This is a genomic window from Chryseobacterium contaminans (genome assembly GCF_001684955.1).
Lineage (GTDB): Bacteria > Bacteroidota > Bacteroidia > Flavobacteriales > Weeksellaceae > Chryseobacterium > Chryseobacterium contaminans.
Window position 1 is genome coordinate 1 of the sequence record NZ_MAYF01000279.1, and the last position, 18,616, is coordinate 18,616.

Annotated in this window: 21 protein-coding genes and 3 tRNA genes; 12 read left to right on the top strand and 12 right to left on the bottom strand. The window is 36.6% G+C overall.

The features are described 5' to 3' along the window. Both BBH99_RS13410 and BBH99_RS13415 read left to right on the top strand, forming a co-directional pair. Positions 1 to 575, top strand: a 575-nt coding sequence (locus BBH99_RS13410) for a glycosyltransferase family 9 protein (protein ID WP_165601943.1), incomplete at its 5' end; no start/stop codon positions are given. Between the two features lie 4 nt (positions 576 to 579). Beyond that, positions 580 to 1,464 carry a glycosyltransferase family 2 protein gene (locus tag BBH99_RS13415; RefSeq protein WP_066696645.1) on the top strand — a complete coding sequence of 295 codons (885 nt, stop codon included), beginning with the start codon at positions 580 to 582 and terminating at the stop codon, positions 1,462 to 1,464. A gap of 54 nt (positions 1,465 to 1,518) precedes the next feature. Here BBH99_RS13415 and BBH99_RS13420 read toward each other — a convergent pair. The 4 genes from BBH99_RS13420 to BBH99_RS13435 all read right to left on the bottom strand — a co-directional run bounded on the left by BBH99_RS13420 (position 1,519) and on the right by BBH99_RS13435 (position 3,103). After that, a tRNA-Val gene (locus BBH99_RS13420) sits at positions 1,519 to 1,593 on the bottom strand. A 32-nt stretch (positions 1,594 to 1,625) separates the two neighbouring features. Next, positions 1,626 to 1,700: transfer RNA gene (locus BBH99_RS13425), tRNA-Val, on the bottom strand. A gap of 33 nt (positions 1,701 to 1,733) precedes the next feature. Further along, positions 1,734 to 1,808: transfer RNA gene (locus BBH99_RS13430), tRNA-Val, on the bottom strand. Between the two features lie 56 nt (positions 1,809 to 1,864). Beyond that, positions 1,865 to 3,103, bottom strand: a complete 1,239-nt coding sequence (locus tag BBH99_RS13435; protein ID WP_066696558.1) for a bifunctional folylpolyglutamate synthase/dihydrofolate synthase — start codon at positions 3,101 to 3,103, stop codon at positions 1,865 to 1,867. A 181-nt stretch (positions 3,104 to 3,284) separates the two neighbouring features. Here BBH99_RS13435 and BBH99_RS13440 point away from each other — a divergent pair, with 181 nt between their 5' ends. From BBH99_RS13440 to BBH99_RS13460, 5 genes are read left to right on the top strand one after another with little or no spacing between them, the layout of a single operon-like run. After that, on the top strand, positions 3,285 to 4,625 hold the full coding sequence (locus BBH99_RS13440; RefSeq protein WP_066696560.1) for a TolC family protein: 1,341 nt from the start codon (positions 3,285 to 3,287) through the stop codon (positions 4,623 to 4,625). 1 nt (position 4,626) lies between these two features. After that, positions 4,627 to 5,217: a SprT-like domain-containing protein gene (locus BBH99_RS13445; protein ID WP_066696562.1), complete on the top strand. Its 591-nt coding sequence runs from the start codon at positions 4,627 to 4,629 to the stop codon at positions 5,215 to 5,217. Between the two features lie 2 nt (positions 5,218 to 5,219). Then, positions 5,220 to 6,302 (top strand): mannose-1-phosphate guanylyltransferase, encoded by a 1,083-nt coding sequence (locus BBH99_RS13450; protein WP_228390813.1) that lies wholly within the window; start codon positions 5,220 to 5,222, stop codon positions 6,300 to 6,302. A gap of 32 nt (positions 6,303 to 6,334) precedes the next feature. Next, complete coding sequence (locus BBH99_RS13455; RefSeq protein ID WP_066696564.1) at positions 6,335 to 7,000, top strand: hypothetical protein; 666 nt, start codon at positions 6,335 to 6,337, stop codon at positions 6,998 to 7,000. Next, positions 6,969 to 7,502: a GNAT family N-acetyltransferase gene (locus BBH99_RS13460; RefSeq protein WP_066696566.1), complete on the top strand. Its 534-nt coding sequence runs from the start codon at positions 6,969 to 6,971 to the stop codon at positions 7,500 to 7,502. Before BBH99_RS13455 ends, BBH99_RS13460 begins: the two co-directional genes overlap by 32 nt. 84 nt (positions 7,503 to 7,586) lie before the next feature. Here BBH99_RS13460 and bcp read toward each other — a convergent pair whose 3' ends face one another. Further along, positions 7,587 to 8,036 (bottom strand): thioredoxin-dependent thiol peroxidase, encoded by a 450-nt coding sequence (gene bcp / locus BBH99_RS13465; RefSeq protein ID WP_066696569.1) that lies wholly within the window; start codon positions 8,034 to 8,036, stop codon positions 7,587 to 7,589. 33 nt (positions 8,037 to 8,069) lie between these two features. On the opposite strand from bcp, the gene BBH99_RS13470 reads away from it, so the two are divergent. Beyond that, on the top strand, positions 8,070 to 8,690 hold the full coding sequence (locus BBH99_RS13470; protein WP_066696570.1) for an endonuclease III domain-containing protein: 621 nt from the start codon (positions 8,070 to 8,072) through the stop codon (positions 8,688 to 8,690). 85 nt (positions 8,691 to 8,775) lie between these two features. On the opposite strand, the gene BBH99_RS13475 is transcribed toward BBH99_RS13470, so the two are convergent. Beyond that, positions 8,776 to 9,222, bottom strand: coding sequence for a DinB family protein (locus tag BBH99_RS13475; protein WP_066696572.1), 447 nt, complete (start codon positions 9,220 to 9,222; stop codon positions 8,776 to 8,778). 55 nt (positions 9,223 to 9,277) lie between these two features. After that, on the bottom strand, positions 9,278 to 11,074 hold the full coding sequence (locus BBH99_RS13480) for a DUF885 domain-containing protein (RefSeq protein WP_066696574.1): 1,797 nt from the start codon (positions 11,072 to 11,074) through the stop codon (positions 9,278 to 9,280). Between the two features lie 167 nt (positions 11,075 to 11,241). On the opposite strand from BBH99_RS13480, the gene BBH99_RS13485 reads away from it, so the two are divergent. The 4 genes from BBH99_RS13485 (at position 11,242) to BBH99_RS13500 (ending at position 13,908) form a co-directional block, all read left to right on the top strand. After that, positions 11,242 to 11,703 carry a hypothetical protein gene (locus BBH99_RS13485; RefSeq protein ID WP_066696576.1) on the top strand — a complete coding sequence of 154 codons (462 nt, stop codon included), beginning with the start codon at positions 11,242 to 11,244 and terminating at the stop codon, positions 11,701 to 11,703. A 176-nt stretch (positions 11,704 to 11,879) separates the two neighbouring features. Further along, the gene (locus BBH99_RS13490) at positions 11,880 to 12,584 is read left to right on the top strand and encodes a MotA/TolQ/ExbB proton channel family protein (RefSeq protein WP_066696579.1); all 705 of its coding nucleotides are present in this window, start codon (positions 11,880 to 11,882) and stop codon (positions 12,582 to 12,584) included. A 12-nt stretch (positions 12,585 to 12,596) separates the two neighbouring features. Continuing rightward, entirely contained in the window at positions 12,597 to 12,995 is a 399-nt protein-coding gene (locus BBH99_RS13495; RefSeq protein ID WP_066696582.1) for an ExbD/TolR family protein, read from the top strand. Between the two features lie 22 nt (positions 12,996 to 13,017). Beyond that, on the top strand, positions 13,018 to 13,908 hold the full coding sequence (locus BBH99_RS13500) for a ferric siderophore ABC transporter substrate-binding protein (RefSeq protein ID WP_066696585.1): 891 nt from the start codon (positions 13,018 to 13,020) through the stop codon (positions 13,906 to 13,908). A gap of 16 nt (positions 13,909 to 13,924) precedes the next feature. Here the strand turns inward: BBH99_RS13500 and BBH99_RS13505 are convergent, their stop codons facing one another. From BBH99_RS13505 to fbaA, 5 genes are all read right to left on the bottom strand, one after another. Further along, complete coding sequence (locus BBH99_RS13505) at positions 13,925 to 14,317, bottom strand: hypothetical protein (protein ID WP_066696596.1); 393 nt, start codon at positions 14,315 to 14,317, stop codon at positions 13,925 to 13,927. A 62-nt stretch (positions 14,318 to 14,379) separates the two neighbouring features. Beyond that, positions 14,380 to 15,783, bottom strand: coding sequence for a nucleoside recognition domain-containing protein (locus tag BBH99_RS13510; RefSeq protein WP_066696603.1), 1,404 nt, complete (start codon positions 15,781 to 15,783; stop codon positions 14,380 to 14,382). 188 nt (positions 15,784 to 15,971) lie between these two features. Then, the gene (locus BBH99_RS13515) at positions 15,972 to 16,481 is read right to left on the bottom strand and encodes a DUF6973 domain-containing protein (RefSeq protein WP_066696605.1); all 510 of its coding nucleotides are present in this window, start codon (positions 16,479 to 16,481) and stop codon (positions 15,972 to 15,974) included. 54 nt (positions 16,482 to 16,535) lie between these two features. After that, positions 16,536 to 17,390 (bottom strand): acetyl-CoA carboxylase, carboxyltransferase subunit beta, encoded by an 855-nt coding sequence (gene accD / locus BBH99_RS13520; protein ID WP_027372091.1) that lies wholly within the window; start codon positions 17,388 to 17,390, stop codon positions 16,536 to 16,538. Between the two features lie 88 nt (positions 17,391 to 17,478). Beyond that, positions 17,479 to 18,549, bottom strand: a complete 1,071-nt coding sequence (fbaA, locus tag BBH99_RS13525) for a class II fructose-bisphosphate aldolase (RefSeq protein WP_066696608.1) — start codon at positions 18,547 to 18,549, stop codon at positions 17,479 to 17,481. Positions 18,550 to 18,616: the final 67 nt, after the last annotated feature.

The window sequence follows — 18,616 nt, forward strand, 5'->3', positions numbered from 1 at the left end:
TGAAAAAAACAGTTGAGCGGTATGCAGATGTTTTCCGGGAAATGGGGTTTAAAGTAGAGTTATCTCAAAAGCTCAGACCGGTTTCGGAACATAAAACAGGAATCGGATTTGCTCCTTTTGCCCAGCATAAAGGGAAAATGCTCCCACTTGAAAAATCATTTGAGCTGGCCAGGCTTCTGGCTCAGAAACATACGGTATACTTCTTTGGAGGCGGAAAAAAAGAGACGGAAACCCTTGAATCCTGGGAAAGTAAAATTCCTAATACCAAAAGTCTTTCCGGAAAGTTAAGCCTTACCGAAGAACTTCAGAAGATCTCAGAGCTTGAAGTAATGATTTCCATGGATTCTGCCAACATGCATCTGGCAAGTCTTATGGGAACCCGATGTGTTTCTATCTGGTGTGAAACGCATCCTTACGCTGGCTTTTTAGGATTCGGACAGAGTGAAGAGGATGTAGTGCAGGTAAAAGATCTTTCCTGCAGGCCATGTTCAGTTTTTGGAGATAAAGAATGTTACAGAGGAGATTGGGCCTGCCTTGAAGAGTTCACTATTCAGAAAGTTATTGACAAAATATGATATCATGAAGCTTTCAATCTGCATTCCTATCTATAATTTTGATGTCCGTGAATTGGTTTTTGATTTAAAAAAAGAAATTGACAATCAGAAAATTGATGCTGAGATTATATTGATAGATGATGCTTCTGATGTTGCCTTTAAATCTATCAACGAAGAGCTTAAAAACCACGTGGAAAAGCAGATTTTCCTTGAAAAAAATATAGGACGTTCCAGGATTCGGAATCTTTTTCTGCAATATTCTTCGGGAGAATATCTTTTATTCCTGGATTGCGACGTTAAAATAGCCGGAAAAACGTTTCTGTGGAATTACATCTCCGAAATAAATAAACATCCGGACTTAGAGCTTATTTACGGCAGTTTTACAATTGATCCCCGATATGCATCAACGCTTAGAAACAGGTATTCTGTGGAAAGAGAAATCTTTTCTGGCCGCCGGTCTTATGATTTTTCATTATTTAAAACCGTAAATTTTATTATTTCAAAAAAAACGCTTGAAAAATTTCCTTTTGACGAAACGCTAACGGAATATGGATACGAAGATTTCGTGTTTGCTAAGCTCCTGGAACAAAATAAAACAAAATTCCTTGCAATGACCAATCCTGTTGTTCATGTTGATGATACCAATAATGCCATTTTTCTGGGTAAGGCAGAAATAGGGATGGAGTCTTTATTCAGGCTTTCAAAAAATCCACAAAACAGCAAACTAATTAAGGATATTAAGGTGTATAAAGCAGCAATAATGCTGAAGCGCCTTGGATGTATTCCATTATTTCTCTCTATATATAAAGCTTTTGAAAAAAAAGTAAGGGCTAATCTTCTTTCAGAGAATCCCAGCATACGGTATTTTGATTTCTATAAATTGGCCGTGTTGGTAAGAAAAATGAAATAAATTACAGGAAAATTGATAATAAAAAAATCTCCCAGATTTCTGAGAGATTTTTTGTGGGTCCTAAGGGATTCGAACCCCTGACCCTCTGGGTGTAAACCAGATGCTCTGAACCAACTGAGCTAAGAACCCGAATTTTTTTTAAAGGTTTCGTTTCCTTTCTGTGGGTCCTGAGGGATTCGAACCCCCGACCCTCTGGGTGTAAACCAGATGCTCTGAACCAACTGAGCTAAGAACCCGAATTTTTTTTAAAGGTTTCGTTTCCTTTTCTGTGGGTCCTGAGGGATTCGAACCCCCGACCCTCTGGGTGTAAACCAGATGCTCTGAACCAACTGAGCTAAGAACCCTCTAGACTTTGTTTGTTGTTTTCTCGTTTAGAGTGGTGCAAATATACAACTTATTTTTAATACTCTAAATTTTTTTCTAAAAAATCTCCAACAACAAAGTTACTTCCGCCAATAAAAATCATTTCTTCGTTTGTACATCGTTCTTTTGCAGATAGATACGCTTCCTGTACGGAATTAAAAATTTTATAAAAAATTTTCGCCTCCTGAAGAAGATTTTCGTAATCTTCGGGGTGTCTTCCCCTGTTGATGGATGGTTTGGCAAAATAAAACTCGGAATTTTCAGGAAGTAAATTCATTACTTCATCTATTTTTTTATCATTTACAAACCCCAAAATAACATGCTTATGTCTGTCAATAGAATTTAATTGTGAAAAAACATGCTCTAAACCTGCTTGATTATGTGCCGTATCACAAATGGTAAGCGGATTTTGAGAGAATTCAAACCAACGCCCAATGAATCCTGTATTTTTGTGAACATTCAATAAGCCGTTCTCAAGATCCTTATTTGTAATACTAATATGTTGTTTTTTTAATTCCTCAACAATGGCCAGAACCACACGGATATTCTTTTGCTGATAATTTCCTTTCAGGTCAGAGGAAAGGTTGGTGGCAAGAAGTGTTGCATCTATAAAAGGAGCACTTTCCTTCATTGCTTTTTCCCTGATGATTGTTTTTACAGCCTCATTTTCATCTCCTGAAATAATTGGAGTATTCTTTTTGATGATTCCAGCTTTTTCTGCCGCAATTTCTTCAATGGTGTCGCCCAGTATATTCTGATGATCAAGCTGTACATTTGTAATTGCAGAAACCAGAGGTTTTATAATATTAGTAGAATCCAGTCTTCCTCCTAGCCCCACTTCAATAATGGCATAATCTACCTGCTGCTGGTAAAAATATTCAAAAGCCATAATAGTAGTGAACTCAAAGAAGGATGGGCGGATATCTTCCGGAATATTTTTAAGTTTCTGAATAAAATCAAAGACAAACTCTTTATGACAATTTTTACCATTCACCTTTATGCGCTCAGTAAAGTCTATCAGATGTGGAGAATTATATAGCCCCACTTTATAACCTGCTTCCTGAAGAACGGATGCCAGCATATTGCTTGAAGATCCTTTTCCATTGGTTCCGCCAATGTGGATACATTTTATTTTCTCCTGAGGATTTCCAAAGTAAGCACAAAGCTTGGTGATATTGTCAAGTCCTGGTTTATAAGCCTTCTGTCCATCTATCTGGTAGTTGGGCATTTGTACGAAAAGCCAGTCGATAGCTTCCTGATATTGTTCGTTTGTCATGATACAAAATTCTCAAAAGTTTTATTAAAATGAAACTATTTTTTTCAATCTGTAACTTTTTTATATTTACTTCGTCTAATAGGGAAAAATCTTAATATGAAATCGCTATGGTTAACAATCACAAATACTGGTGATATCACACGATTCCATATGACCATTAAAAACAAATAAACATCTACCTATGAAAAAAGTTTGGATTATCGTTTTTGGATTAAGTTGCCTGGGTTTAAGCGCCCAGAAGAAATGGTCTTTAAAAGAATGCGTAAGCTATGCAGTGGAGCATAATCTTCAGGTTATCCAAAATCAATATAACAAACAATCACAGGATGCTAATCTTAAAATTGCTAAAAAGGGATATTTACCTTCTGTTTCAGCATCTTTAGGAAATACAGTCAGTTTCGGGCAAACATCTTTTGGTACAGGAAGTTTAAGGAATGACAGATTCAGTAACAGTGCTAATATTGGTGCTGATATCCTGGTGTATAATAATGGCAGATTGGAAAAGACTGTTAGAAAAACAGAATTTGACCTGCAGGCGAGTTTGTATGATGTGGAAACTATTAAAAATGATATCTCATTACAGATCGCTCAGCAATATCTAACCACATTATTAAATAAAGAGATTGTGAAAATCTCTGAAAGTGCTGTTGAGAATGCAAAGAAACAGTATGACAGAGCCAAAATAACAACATCTGTAGGAACAACGGCTCAAACTGTTTTGGCAGAAGCAGAGGCTGCATTAGCCAGAGAAAAACAAAATTTGAAAACAGCAGAAGTAAATGTAGGACGCAGTTTATTTGCTTTGGTTCAACTTTTACAGTTGTCTGATTATAAGAATTTTGACGTGGAAGATGTTGCGGTTTCAGATCAGCTCTCTCCTGAACTTAAGTCTGTAGATGATGTGTTGGCAATTGCCTATGAATCCCAACCTCAGATTAAAGCAGCTGAAAGCAGAATCAATTCTGCGGAAGCTCAGACAGAAGTTTCAAAAACGGCTTACTGGCCCACTATAACAGCAAGTGCTGGAATTGGAACTTTCTATAATAACCTTTTGAATACCGATAATATTGGTAATGCTCTTGTTTATGTTAAAGAAAAAGGATTTTTCCAACAGTATAATGATAACTTCGGACAACAGGCCAGCCTGTCTGTAAATATTCCTATTTTTAATAAAGGGATTACAAAATTGCAGGTAGAACAGTCCAGAATTAATGAGAGTATTGCTAAAAATACATTGGAACAGCAGAAACAAACGGTAAGACAGAATGTGCAAAAAGCCCAGTTTGATGCTGATGCTAACTATGAATCGTATCTGGCAGCAGTAGAAGCAGAAAAGAGTTCTAAGCTAGCCCTTGATTTTGCCGATAAAAGTTATGCTGCGGGAAAAACAACCATTTACGATGTTAATGTTGCAAGAAATAATTATGCAAATGCACAGGGATCAGTAGCGCAGGCGAAATATAATTATCTTTTCAGTCTTAAACTATTGAATTTCTATGCAGGAATTCCACTAAGTTTGTAAAATGTCTATCCAATCATTAGAAAAATATTTACCACAAAATACACTTAAATATTTAAGAATTTGGTTTTCAGATTATTATATTCATATAAAAGTCACCAGAAACAGAAATTCTAAGCTGGGAGATTATAGAAAACTTCCGGATAACTCGCATGAAATTACGGTAAACTCTACACTTACCCCACAACTTTTTTTCTTTGTGCTTACTCATGAACTGGCACACCTGATCGCTTTTGAAAAATATGGCAGAAGAATCTCTCCACATGGTAATGAGTGGAAAGAAACCTTTAGAAATATGCTGCTTGAAAGCCTTGAAATTTATGATGAAGAGTTGAAACCCATTATTGTAAAATTTTCAAAATCGCCAAAGGCTAATTTTATGGCGAGTCCTGATCTTGTAAGATATTTTCATACTGAAAAGCAGGATGATAGACTCCATTTTATCGAACAGTTACAAAAAGGAGAATTTTTTATATATCGTAACGAAAAGTATTTATTAGAAGGTCTGATTAAAAAAAACTATCTTTGTAAGAACCTGGCTACGGGAAGGAAGTATTCTTTCAAGCCTTTAGCAAGGGTAGAAAAATGTAGCTAAGAATGTTAAAATCAGATAGATACTGCGTGATAATGGCGGGAGGAATCGGGAGCAGATTCTGGCCTATGAGTACGCAGAAATTTCCAAAACAGTTTCAGGATATTTTAGGAACAGGGCGTACCATGATTCAACAAACTTATGATAGAATCAGCAAGGTAATCCCCAAAGAACATATATTCGTTATCACGAATAAAGAATATGTAGCGCTTTCTCATCAGCAGCTTCCGGAAATTCCTGAAGAAAATATTGTGGGTGAACCTCTGATGAAAAATACTGCGGCCTGTAATCTTTACATGGCCAATAAGATTGCTGAAATCAATCCAAACGCTACTATGATTGTTCTTCCGGCAGATCACCTGATTCTTAAAGAGGATGTTTTTTTGGAGAAAGTAATGCTGGCATTTGACCTGGCCTCTAAACATGATTATTTGGTAACATTGGGAATTACCCCTACAAGACCCGATACGGGCTATGGATACATTCAGTTTGTAGAAAAGAAAAACTCAGAATATTTCAAAGTAAAAACATTTACTGAAAAACCCATTCTCGAAATTGCTCAAAGCTTTTTGGAAAGTGGTGATTTCCTTTGGAATGCGGGAATATTTATCTGGAATATAAAAAGTATTCACCATGCTTTCGAAATGTATCTTCCTGAGATGACACAGCATTTTATGGCTTGTGAGTATAATTCAGAGAAAGAAAACAGCTGTATAGAAATCATTTATCCTAAAGTTCAGAAAATTTCTATTGATAACGGAATTTTAGAAAAAGCTAAAAATGTATATGTTATTCCATCAGATCTTGGCTGGAGCGACCTGGGAACATGGACTTCCGTATATGAAAATACAGAAAAAGATAAGGATGGAAATGCTGTGAAACTAAAGCATTTACTCGCCTATAACTCAAAAGGAAACATTATCCGTTTAAAAAACAATAATAAAGCCGTCATTATTGATGGTCTTGAAAATTATATTGTGGTGGATACTGATAAGGCTCTTCTTATTTGTCCTAGAGATAATGACCAACTAATCAAGGATTATGTTCTGGATCTGAAAAATTTCAAGAAGGGAGATAAATTTATGTAATATTTGGTATCTTTTATGCTTATTTTTAGGCTATGATTAAATTTGCATTCCGATTCACGACATTAGTACTTTTACTTTTTACCATTCTGGGATATGCTCAGGACAAGAAAAAGTTTTCGAGTATCCCTAATATATTACAGAAAATAGAGCCTGATGCCAATGTAGATTCATGGACATTGGTATACAATAACTATGGAAAAGGGGAGGAGATCAAAATATCTGGTGGTAAGATCAGCTATACACCCCAGTTCTCCGGATTTAATCTGTTTCCCAGTGAAGATAGCTTTTACTATATAGCCTATTCTTCAGGAGGAAAAATTAATTATGTCCTTGATACGGAAGCTTTAAAGACTTTTGTGGGAAAGATAGACAATGCTCAGGAAGCGGCAATAATACTGGCTGCTGATGGTTATATGGTGGATGAAGAATTTAAAGATCTTGCAGGGAATTATCATGAAGATCTAAAGAATTACTATCTGGATCTTGGAAAACTAACTTCTCAGGAATGTCCTTATCAGAAAACACATTATACAGTAACAGTTAATAAAACAACAGGGCTTGTAACGAATGTAAAGGATAACGGAACCTATATTGAGCTTTACAATAAAAAATGTGCTAATAACCCAAGGCTTTTAAAAGTCGAGAAAAAAGAAGAACCAAGAAAAGATGAATCCCAAAAAACATCCAAGCGCAGATAATACTTATGAAACTGAGCGCTTAATACTTCGTCCAATGTCTGCCGAAGACAGAGATTTTGTTTTTGATCTTTACAACAGGCCAAAATTTATTCAGCATATTGGCGACCGAAATGTGAATACTGCTGAAGACGCTGAAAACTATATTCTTAACAGATTTGTCCCACAAATTGAAAGGCTGGGGTATGGAAATTATCTTTTAGTAACCAAGGACAGTAAAGAAAAAATAGGAGCGGTGGGAATCTTTGAAAGAGAAGGTCTTGATGTGGTAGATATAGGGTATTCCTTGCTGGAAGAGTTTGAAGGAAAAGGATATGCTTTTGAGGCTGCTCAAAAGGTAAAATCTATTGGAATGGAAGATTTCGGACTGGCAAAAATATCTGCAATTATTTCAAAAGAAAACCTTTCTTCACAAAAGCTGATCGAAAAGCTGGGACTGAAGTTTAAAAAGTTCGTTACGCTTCCTGGAGAAACAGAAGAGCTAAACTATTACGAAACAGAATAGACAATAAAAAATATTCACAAATAATACAGTTCATTTATTAGTGTTATTTGTGAATATCTTTGTGCTATTTGTGTTTAAAAAAAATTATCCTTCTAAAATCTGCTCAGCAGCTGTTTTGGAAGTTACTTTTTCAATGACTCTGGTGCATTCCCCTTTTTCATCAAAAATAAATGTGGTTCTTACAATTCCCATATACGTTTTACCAAATGTCTTTTTTTCCTGCCAAACTCCAAATTTTTCAATAATATCACGGTTTTCATCTGCAATAAGATCATAAGGAAAAGCAAATTTGCTATGGAAGTTTTTCTGTTTTTTTACGGAATCTCCACTCACTCCCAGTAACTGATATCCTGCTTTTTCAAGCTTGGAATAATTATCACTCAGATTACATGCTTCAACAGTACATGTTGGAGTGTTAGCTTGTGGATAAAAGAAAACAACTAGCTTCTTTCCGATTAAATTTGATGAAGATATTGTTTCTCCATTCTGGTTTGTTCCTTCAAATTGAGGTAATTTATCTCCAACTTTCAGCATAATGATTTATTTTTGTTCAAATTTAAGGGTAAAATGACAAAAAAGCAAAGAGCTGAGCTCGTTCAGAGAGAACTGGATAAACTGTATCCTACAACGCCTATTCCTTTGGATCATACAGATCCTTATACCTTAATGGTGGCTGTGGCACTTTCTGCACAGACAACGGATAAAAAAGTAAATGAAGTTACCCCAAACCTTTTCGAGGTAGCCGGAACTCCACAGAGAATGGCGAAGCTGGAAGAGTTTCAGATTAAGGAGTTAATTAAAGAAATAGGATTATCCAATACCAAAGCCAAAAACTTAAAGAGAATGGCTGAACTTCTATTAGAGAGACATAATGGTATTGTTCCACAGACTTATGAAGAATTAGAGGCGCTTCCAGGCGTAGGACATAAAACAGCATCAGTAGTAATGAGCCAGGGTTTTGGATTTCCTGCTTTTCCCGTAGATACACATATCCATCGTCTGATGACGCAGTGGAAACTTACTTCTGGTAAAAATGTAGTGGAAACAGAAAAAGATGCCAAAAAATTATTCCCGGAAGAAGTATGGAACAAACTTCATCTTCAGATCATTTTCTACGGTAGAGAATATTCTCCGGCAAGAGGAAAAGGGGAGAAGGATTTTATTACTAAAATGATGTTTGAGAAGTAGAAACCCTGATGTTTTACCAAGCAAAATTCCCCTTCTCTGAAGGGATGGATTTTTGCACGGCAATAAGACGGGGTAGTTTAAGTAGTTACAGATCCAATAACCTTCTATGATAATTAATCTGCCCTAAGTGATAGTCCAAATGAGAAAGCAGGTGAATCAGAAAATAACCTGTTGTCATCTTATCTTCAAAAACAACAAGAGGATACTCTTTTTCCATTTCAGTCTCAGGAAGTTGGCTTAAAACCGAGTCTATCATGGCTGTTGTAGCTTCAATTTTTGCAATAAGTTCAGTTCTTGGGATATCTTTTAATGAAAATTCAAGTTCACGATGCCTTACATAGCCTGTATTTCCCAGCTGTGCTCCCATAAAATGATTAAGATTTCCGATCAGGTGCAGGCATAGGTTACCCGCAGAATTAGAGATGTTTTTATCAGTCTTCCAAAGGTTTTCTTCATTTTGATAGGCTTCAACTTCTGTTTTTAGCTTGTTCATGTCTCTGTGGTAAAGAGAACGTAAAGATGCTGTGATCATTGTGAGTGGTTTTAAAATTAAAAAATGGGACAATTAGTCCCATTTATATTGTGTGTTATTTTTGTTTTTTAGCCCAAAGCTCCATCTTTCTGTTCAGAACATCCAGTGGAAGGCATCCCTGGCTTAATACTTCATCGTGGAAGCTTGCCAGATTAAATTTGTTACCAAGTTCTTTCTGATATTTTTCTCTCAATTCACGGATTCTTAAAGATCCGATTTTATATCCTAAAGCTTGCCCTGGCATCGCCATATATCTTTCCACTTCAGCTACTGCAGATCCTTCATCATAAGAAATATTGCTCAGGAAATATTTAATAGCTTCTTCTCTGCTCATTTTTCCTGTATGTAAGCCTGTATCTACCACTAATCTTACCGCTCTCAGCATCTGATCGCTTAAATATCCCATTTTTTGGTAAGGATCTGTATATAGCCCAAATTCAGGCCCTAGAGTCTCACAATAATGGGCCCATCCTTCGCCATAAGCGCCAAACCATCCGAATCTCATGAACTTTGGAAGCTTTGTATTTTCCTGCTGAAGAGAAACCTGATAATGATGTCCCGGAATTGCTTCGTGTAAGAATAAAGATTCCATTCCTGAAGTAACATTGAACTTGGTAGGGTCAGGAAGCGGAACATAGAAAATTCCGGCTCTTTTTCCGTCCGGAGTTCCGGGAATGTATTCTGCACTGGCACTGGCTTCTCTGAATTTTTCCGTCTGTCTGATTTCAAACTTCGTTTTAGGTGTTACATTGAACATGGTCTTCAGCTTGGGAGTAATCTTTGTCAGAATACTGTTGAATCCATCTAAAACTTCTTTGGAAGTCTTATAAGGCATTGCTTTTGGATCTGTTTTCACATGCGTGATAAATTCTTCAAGTGTTCCCGAAAAACCAACCTGTTGCTTCACTTTCTCCATTTCTGCCCGAAGCATAGCAACCTGCTGCAATCCGATTTTATTGATCTCTTCAGGAGATTTTTTGGTTGTTGTCCAGCTTTTTACATAATACCCGTAAATTTCATTTCCGTTGGGAAGGCTGTTATATCCATCAGTATCTCTACCTTTTGGTAAATATTCTTTTTCAAGGAATGCTCCCATTTTAGTATAGGCAGGAATGATTTTCTTGGTAATGGCGTCTTTATAAAGTGCTGAAAATTTATCTTTTTGAGCCTGAGTAAAACTTTTCGGGAAATTTTTGATTGGGCCGTAGAAAATATTTTTATCCATATCCTGAGTGATGATTTCTTCAGCTTTCATTTGAGGAATCATTTTGACAATCAGTTTTTTAGGAAGAACCACTTTATTATTGATTCCATCACGGAAGTTATCTGTTGCTGCATCCATCCATTCCGGGAATTTTTCCATTCTTTTCAGCCAGTCGCTGTAATCTTTTTCCGTTTTGAAAGGCTGGCTTCCCTGTCCGCTTCCATACAATGGAAAGTTTAAAGGAAGGCCTCCGAACTGAGTGAACGGGATATATTCCGGATGATAAGCATAAGCTTCAATTTTATCTTTTAAAGTATAGTCCAATACATCATATACTACCTTATCTTCATCAGAAAGAGCCTTGTAATCTACATTTTCCAACTGTTTCTGTACAGAATTGTAAAAAGCAACTTCTCCTGAGATGAAATCTTTATCAATATTAATGGGAAGCTGGTCATTGTATCTCAGGTCTCCTTGAGCCGTAGCATCTAAAGGATATAACTTAAGATACTGTTCATAATAATTAGATGCAATAGAATCCAGGTTGGTAGGCGTCACCTTTGTAAGAGGAGAATCAGTCTTTTTGCACGAAGCAAGACCAACCATTAATCCCAGTCCCAGAATACTTTTCGATAAAATATTTTTCATGTTCAGAATCTTTATAAAACAAAAGTAAGTATTATTGGGAGATTCATACCATTGTATGAATTGATTTTAAAAAATAATATTCAAAATCCTTTTCACATTAAATCAATTTTTTATCTTTGTCTAAAACGTTTAACAATCATATTATTACAGTTCTTTTTTAAGGAAAAATGAAAGGGATTTTAAAAATTTACCATCCGGACGAAACGCTAAAATACAATATCAGAAATACTTATTGTAAAGCAGTTTATAGCAACCAGCAACATTTTTTAGAGGTTGAAATTATTACGGATGACAGTTTGGATCATGTAGATGATGATTCATTACAGTACAACTTTCCGCAGCTTTCACTTGAAGTCTTCGATTTCCCTATCGATTCTGCGGACATAGAAGGAAAAACAATCAAAATCAATGATTCTGACGAAGAAACCTATACAGAGGTAGACCTTTTCGATGATGAAGATGCTTATATCTACGATAATGAGCTTCTGTTCGAGAAAAATGAAGAAGGAGAACTTCAAGTGGTATGGAAGGGAACCATTGATGATTTCTACACCGGATCAGATACTCCGATTCCTTTTAGGCTAAAATGCGAGTTCAAGCAGGATGATATTGAAGTAGACGAGGACTAAACGTTACTTATCATTCTTTTTAATACCAGATTTCTTTTCAAAATTTCTTTTTGGAAAGAAATTTGCTTGTTTATAAATCATAACAAACTTTAAGTTGTTTTTAAGCAATTTTTAAGAGAGCAATTCATAATATTCCACTACATTTGTCGTTGAAACTTTAATAAAATTCACATTTAATGCTGTTAACGGAACTTTCTCAGATTTTATTTGCACAAATCACTACCCCTGCAGTTGCCACAGACAATTTAGAATTTTCATTCTGGAAAATCATGTTCCACGGAGGAGCCTTCGCTAAAATAGTGATGGTAACCGTATTGCTGTTGGGCGTATTTTCCCTGTACCTGTTTTTTGAAAGATTTTTCTTTATTAAAAGGCTTACTTCAAAGACGGATTCTAACTTCATGAATAATATTGAAGACTTTATTAGGGAAGGAAAAATAGAGGCTGCTGCTGATTACTGTAAAACACAGAACTCTCCGGAAGGAAGAATTCTTGAAAAAGGAATCTCAAGACTGGGACGCCCTGTTTCTGATATCGTAAGTGCTATGGAAGCTCAGGCTCAGGTAGAAGTGGCGAACATGGAGAAAAACCTGAATCTTTTGGCGGTAGTACCAAGTATTGCACCAATGTTAGGACTTTTGGGAACAGTAATCGGGATGATTATTGCATTCTTCAATCTTTCCCATGCAACAGGATCTTTTTCTCCGAAAACACTTTCGGAAGGTATTTATACGGCTTTAGGACAAACGGCTGTAGGTCTTGCAGTGGCAATTCCTGCCAACTTCTGCTACAATATTCTTTTAACAAGAATTGATAAGTTTGTATTGAAGGCTCAGAATATGTCAGGAGAATTTTTAGATCTAATCAACAAACCTTTATAAATCTTTCTTAAGATGAAAATTCAGAGAAGAAATAAAGCCAATCCGGAATTCAGTTTAGCAGCGATGACAGACGTTATCCTGTTGATGCTGATTTTCTTTATGATTACCTCTTCTGCGGCTAATCAGAGCGCTATAGAGGTGAATCTGCCGAAAGCCGGAGCAGTTGAAGATAATATTCCCAATCCTGTTATTGTAAGTATTAAACCGGATGGTTCTTATTTTGTGGATGATAATCCCGTAAATAAAGGAGAACTGGAGAAAATCATTTCGGATAAACTAAACGGACAGACGAATAAATCTTTCACGATCAGAGCCGATGAAAACACCATGCATAAAGATGTTGTTTTCGTAATGGAAATCGCTGAAAAACATAAATTTAACATTGCTATTGCAACCGTTAAGGATAAATAAATGCTAAGAATCATTTTTTAAGATGAGAAGCTACACCGCAAACAAAAACGAGGAAAACCGGGACCGGGTAAAGAGTGCATTACTCTCTATCCTGATTTGGGCTGCCATTCTGCTTTTTGTTTTTTACTATAAATTAAAACCTGAACTGGATAAAGAACCTGAAGTAATAACCACTATGCTGGTGAACTTCGGGGACAACAGAAATGGAAACGGTGCGGAAGAGCCTGCAGAACAGCCGGGGAGCTTAGCTGCTGAAACAGAAGTCGTAACGCCGGAGCCTGTAGAAGTTCCTGTTCCTGAAACAAAAACCGAAATAAAGCCAGAACCTGTTGTTAAACCTGAACCAAAGAAAGTTGAGGCTAAGGACAAGGTGATAACAGGAAATAATTCAAAAAATACAGTTGCTAAAAAAGAGGAATCTAAAAAGGCAGAAAAAAAGGAAGCTACAAGTACAAGTACTGCTAAAAATACTAAAAAGTCTGGAGCTGCTAAAGCCAACTCAAAAACCGGAAATGGAGATGGGCAAGGAAATGCTGCTATTGGGAAATTTCTCGGCGGAAAAGGGCAGAAGCCTGGCGGACAGGGTGATGGAAATGGTCCGGGAAATGCCGGAGACCCATTAGGAGGAGAAGGAAATGGTGATAGTAAAGTGGGGATTGATAGAAAACTTGTAGGATATATTCCCGGAACAATGGGAAGAGGTGGAGCACAACCATCTCACAGCTGTACAGCCAGTGGTTCTATTACAATTGCCTATACTGTGGACAAAGCCGGAAATGTAGTGTCTGCAAGAAGAACAGGAGGAATTTCAGATCCTTGCGTATCTTCTACATCCATTGCCTGGGTAAAGAAATATGTAAAGGCAGAGAAAGCCAATGTGTCTTCCAGCGGAACTTATAAAATTACATTCTAAAAAATACAAAAGCACTTTATTCAAGTGCTTTTTTTAATTCGTTGATTCTGTTAATCACCGGAAGTGCAAAGATTCCACTGGTTTGGAGATACAGCTCATAAAATGTCTTTGCTTTATCCTGAAAGTCTTTATTTTGCTCTTCTCTGCTTTTAAAGTAGAAAAGGTTTCCAAGCATTTCATAATAGTCTTTACGGTCTCTTTCCTGTCTTTCATTAACAAGTGTAATCATTTCTTCCTTGGTCATGGAGGCTACTTCTGTGAAATTCATTTTGAAGATATCTCTCATCAAAGTATCGAAATCCAGCTCTTTTTGCATTAAACTTTCTTCAGGTTTATCCAGAATCAGTTTTTCTAATGCCTGTGTTAACTGGCGGATGAGTCTTAGGGTAAATTCTTTATCTGTAATCATAATGGGTTTAAAGTTTTGAGTTTAATGTTTAAAGTTGCTGATAAACGGGTGAACAGTCTTTATTAAGCAAAGAATAAATAAGCCAATGCAATAGAAGTAATAATACCTACCAGATCAGCTAAAAGCATAGCAATTACCGTATATCTTGTATTCTTTATAGCTACGGCGCCAAAGTAGACTGCAATCACGTAAAACGTCGTATCTGAGCTTCCCTGCAGAACTGCTGCTAATTTCCCCTGGAAACTGTCTGCTCCGAAAGTAGCCATCGTATCTACCATCATTCCTCTTGCTCCGGAACCGGATAAAGGCTTGATTAATGCCGTTGGAAGTCCATCCACAAATCTTGGATCCAGGTGAGCTACATTGGCAACCCATTTCATGCCGTCAATGATAACATCAAAAACCCCGGAAGTTCTTAATAAGGAAATCGCGATCAGCATTCCAACCAGATAAGGGATAATCTTTACACAGGTAGTAAATCCTTCTTTAGCCCCTTCAATAAAGGCATCAAAAACGTTGATCTTTTTATAAACGGCTCCAAGTACAATGGCAAGAAAAATAAATAAAATAAGCCCATTGCTTAATACCTTACTGAAATCATCAAGCTCGTCTTTACTCAATTGTACAAGATAAACAACCAATAAAGCAATAATAGCTGAAATACCCCCAACGTAAGCAATTACGACAGGGCGAAGAAGATTAATTTTCTGATATAGGGAAACAATAATCATCGCTGCCAGAGTGGCTGCAAAAGTGGCAATCATACAAGGCAGGAAGATATCGGTTGGCGTTTTAGAGCCCATTGAGGCCCTGATGGCAATAATAGAAACCGGAATCAGCGTCATTCCTCCTGCATGAAGACAAAGGAACATGATTTGTGAATTGCTGGCAGTGTCTTTATTAGGATTTAAAGTCTGAAGGCTTTCCATTGCCTTCAATCCAAACGGAGTGGCAGCATTATCTAATCCCAAGAGATTGGCACTGAAATTCATCAGCATGTGGCCAAATGCAGGGTGATTTTTAGGAATATCCGGGAATAGTTTAGAAAAGAACGGTTGAATAAACCGGCTTAATAGATTAATTCCGCCTGCTTTTTCTGCAATACTCATGAATCCCATGAAAAGAGTCATAATTCCGATTAACCCCAAACATATTTTTACAGCGGTTTCTGAAGTTCCGATAACCCCATCAGCTTCCTGAATGCGGTAAACGGCTACATTTTGCTTTAAAGAATCGGTTTTATAATGAATTCTGCTGTCTGCAAAATCATTTTTCTTCATCAGGCTGTCCTTCACGATTGGTGACAGTGCGTTCATGGGTTGGGTTGCAATCTTCACCGTGTCACCACCTTTTCCAACTACCATATCGTTGAAAATGGTTTTGTAATGGCTTGATGAAATGTATTTTATACTGGCAATGGCAATGGCAATGATAATGAATGCCGACCAAATTCTGCTGAGAACCATTCGATTGATTTAATTGTTTAAACTTATCAAAAATACTTTAAACTGCAAAAGTCACAGAAGATTTTATTTTTTTAGTCCACTTAAATGAGGTTAAAATAATGCAACATAATAAAGTTCACATAAGATAAAAATCAAAGATTTAAAAAGCTTAAGTCTTTAATTCTTTTGTGGCTTAAATAAAGAGGTATTTACTCTTCCAGATAAACAAGATGCCCCTCAAAGTTGTCATCTAAGCTCTTTAAGACTTTAGCATCATCCATTTTTTTGATTAATCCTTCTATAAAAAAGCTTTTTTCAAAGAATTGTCGGTGGATTCCAGGTAAAAGTTCCATAAAATAATCCATTCCTAGCTTATTATTATGAAGATCCATCTTAGTTTCCAGAGGTTGGTTGGGAAACAATTCTTCATGAAGGTCGGTCATTCTTTTACAGAAATCCAGGGCCTTTTCAGGGGAAGAAATTTTGCAGCAATACATCATGATAAAGCAGCACCAAAGGGCATGTCTGAAAGCGTTTCCTATACCGTTATTAGATGCGGTTTCCGGGAATTTTGCCTGGGCAATGGTGAATGCCTTAACGGTTGCGTGAAAACTAAGTATGGCAAAAAGAGGATGAGGGAGAACAAGAGATAAGAGACGCATGATCTTCTTAAAACTCATACTCCTGATGGTGTTGAAAAATATTTTAAAAGTCCTCATAAATAAAAATCTCTCCCTAATTAGAGAGAGACTGTATTGTTTTTGTTACAGAAATTATGCTTTTACAGCTAATAAATTAACGGTTTTAGCAACAGTATCCTGAATTTCAGTTCTTTTTACAATGAAGTCAACAAATCCTTTTTCCTGTAAGAATTCAGAGGTCTGGAAGCCTTCCGGTAAGTCTCTACCGATAGTTTCACGGATTACTCTTGGTCCTGCAAAACCGATTAGTGCTCCCGGTTCAGCCATGATGATATCGGCAGTCATCGCGAAAGATGCTGTAATTCCACCAAAAGTTGGGTCACAAAGGTAAGCGATGTATAAAAGGCCGGCTTCTGAAAGCTGAGCCAATTTAGCCTGTACCTTAGCCAATTGCATCAAAGAGTAAGTAGCTTCCTGCATTCTTGCTCCTCCGGACTGACAGATAATCATATACGGAAGTTTGTGCTGGATACAGTAATCTACAGCTCTTCTGATCTTTTCACCCATTACAGAACCTAAAGATCCACCGATAAAAGCGAAATCCATACAAGAAACTACCATTTCAGTTCCTTTTACAGTTCCTACAGCATTTCTGATAGAGTCTGTAAGTTTAGTTTTTGCTTTTACTTCTTTTAAACGGTCTTTATAAGGTTTTGTATCCTTGAAATTTAAGATATCAATACTTTCAACATTGGCATCCAGTTCGGTAAATTTACCACCGTCAAAAAGGATGTCAAAAAATTCCGCACTTCCTATTCTCACATGAAATCCATCTTCAGGAGAAACGTAGTTATTTCTCTTTAATTCATCATGTTCCACAACTTTTCCTGATGGAGTCTGATGCCAAAGACCTTTGGGAACGTCTTTTTTCTCATCAGTAGAGGTGGTAATGTTTTTTGCTTTTCTTTTAAACCAGTCGAATGCCATTTTTAATTGTATTAATGTATAAATGTAAAATGTACCAATGTAAATGCACTCCGGGAGCCCTTTTTACATTGGTACAAATGTACAGTTCTTATTTTAAAGTATTTACGTTATTTAAATCTTCAAATGCTTGTACTAATCTTGTAGAGAAAGTTTCTTCACCTTTTCTTACCCAAACTCTTGGATCGTAGAATTTCTTATTAGGTTTTTCTTCTCCTTCAGGGTTTCCGATTTGAGTTCTTAAATAATCCACATTGTTAACCATATAATCTCTAACACCTTCTGTGTATGCAAACTGAAGGTCAGTATCAATATTCATTTTGATTACTCCGTAGTCAATTGCCTCTCTGATTTCTTCCAATGTAGATCCAGAACCCCCGTGGAATACAAAGTTAATTGGCTTAGCAGCAGTTCCGAACTTTTCCTGAACATATTTCTGAGAGTTGTCAAGGATTTTTGGGGTAAGAACCACATTTCCTGGCTTGTAAACTCCGTGTACGTTACCAAATGCCGCAGCAATAGTAAAGTTCTCAGAAATAGCTTTTAACTTTTCATAGGTATAAGCTACATCTTCAGGCTGAGTATATAGTTTAGAGTTATCAACGTCTGAGTTGTCAACACCATCTTCTTCACCACCAGTTACTCCGATTTCTACTTCAAGAGTCATCTGAAGTTTAGCCATTCTTTCGAAATATCTAGCTGAAATCTCAAGGTTTTCTTCTAAAGGTTCTTCAGAAAGGTCTAACATGTGAGAAGAGTAAAGAGATTTTCCTGTCTGCTTGAAGAATTCTTCGTTAGCATCCATTAATCCGTCTATCCAAGGTAATAATTTCTTTGCACAGTGGTCTGTGTGAAGAATTACTGTTGCTCCGTAAGCTTCTGCAAGAGTGTGGATGTGTTTTGCCCCTGCGATAGCTCCTAAGATTGCAGACTTTTGTCCGTCATTGCTTAATCCTTTCCCTGCATTGAAAGCAGCTCCACCATTTGAAAACTGAATAATTACAGGAGAGTTTAATTTCGCTGCAGTTTCCATCGTAGCGTTTACGTTGCTTGATCCAATTACGTTTACTGCAGGTAATGCAAATTTGTTTTCTTTAGCATACTGAAAGATATCAGTAACTAACTGACCTGTGGCAACTCCTGCCGGAAAAATTCTGCTCATGTTTTACTTTTTATTATAAAATTATTAGGTGTTTAATTTCGTGTAAAGGTAATCATTTTTAAGAAAT

Bases quoted from the DNA above. Each gene is read 5' to 3' on its own strand.
- BBH99_RS13415 (WP_066696645.1), top strand. From the start codon at position 580: ATGAAGCTTTCAATCTGCATTCCTATCTATAATTTTGATGTCCGTGAA.
- BBH99_RS13435 (WP_066696558.1), bottom strand. From the start codon at position 3,103: ATGACAAACGAACAATATCAGGAAGCTATCGACTGGCTTTTCGTACAA.
- BBH99_RS13440 (WP_066696560.1), top strand. From the start codon at position 3,285: ATGAAAAAAGTTTGGATTATCGTTTTTGGATTAAGTTGCCTGGGTTTA.
- BBH99_RS13445 (WP_066696562.1), top strand. From the start codon at position 4,627: ATGTCTATCCAATCATTAGAAAAATATTTACCACAAAATACACTTAAA.
- BBH99_RS13450 (WP_228390813.1), top strand. From the start codon at position 5,220: ATGTTAAAATCAGATAGATACTGCGTGATAATGGCGGGAGGAATCGGG.
- BBH99_RS13455 (WP_066696564.1), top strand. From the start codon at position 6,335: ATGATTAAATTTGCATTCCGATTCACGACATTAGTACTTTTACTTTTT.
- BBH99_RS13460 (WP_066696566.1), top strand. From the start codon at position 6,969: ATGAATCCCAAAAAACATCCAAGCGCAGATAATACTTATGAAACTGAG.
- bcp (WP_066696569.1), bottom strand. From the start codon at position 8,036: ATGCTGAAAGTTGGAGATAAATTACCTCAATTTGAAGGAACAAACCAG.
- BBH99_RS13470 (WP_066696570.1), top strand. From the start codon at position 8,070: ATGACAAAAAAGCAAAGAGCTGAGCTCGTTCAGAGAGAACTGGATAAA.
- BBH99_RS13475 (WP_066696572.1), bottom strand. From the start codon at position 9,222: ATGATCACAGCATCTTTACGTTCTCTTTACCACAGAGACATGAACAAG.
- BBH99_RS13480 (WP_066696574.1), bottom strand. From the start codon at position 11,074: ATGAAAAATATTTTATCGAAAAGTATTCTGGGACTGGGATTAATGGTT.
- BBH99_RS13485 (WP_066696576.1), top strand. From the start codon at position 11,242: ATGAAAGGGATTTTAAAAATTTACCATCCGGACGAAACGCTAAAATAC.
- BBH99_RS13490 (WP_066696579.1), top strand. From the start codon at position 11,880: ATGCTGTTAACGGAACTTTCTCAGATTTTATTTGCACAAATCACTACC.
- BBH99_RS13495 (WP_066696582.1), top strand. From the start codon at position 12,597: ATGAAAATTCAGAGAAGAAATAAAGCCAATCCGGAATTCAGTTTAGCA.
- BBH99_RS13500 (WP_066696585.1), top strand. From the start codon at position 13,018: ATGAGAAGCTACACCGCAAACAAAAACGAGGAAAACCGGGACCGGGTA.
- BBH99_RS13505 (WP_066696596.1), bottom strand. From the start codon at position 14,317: ATGATTACAGATAAAGAATTTACCCTAAGACTCATCCGCCAGTTAACA.
- BBH99_RS13510 (WP_066696603.1), bottom strand. From the start codon at position 15,783: ATGGTTCTCAGCAGAATTTGGTCGGCATTCATTATCATTGCCATTGCC.
- BBH99_RS13515 (WP_066696605.1), bottom strand. From the start codon at position 16,481: ATGAGGACTTTTAAAATATTTTTCAACACCATCAGGAGTATGAGTTTT.
- accD (WP_027372091.1), bottom strand. From the start codon at position 17,390: ATGGCATTCGACTGGTTTAAAAGAAAAGCAAAAAACATTACCACCTCT.
- fbaA (WP_066696608.1), bottom strand. From the start codon at position 18,549: ATGAGCAGAATTTTTCCGGCAGGAGTTGCCACAGGTCAGTTAGTTACT.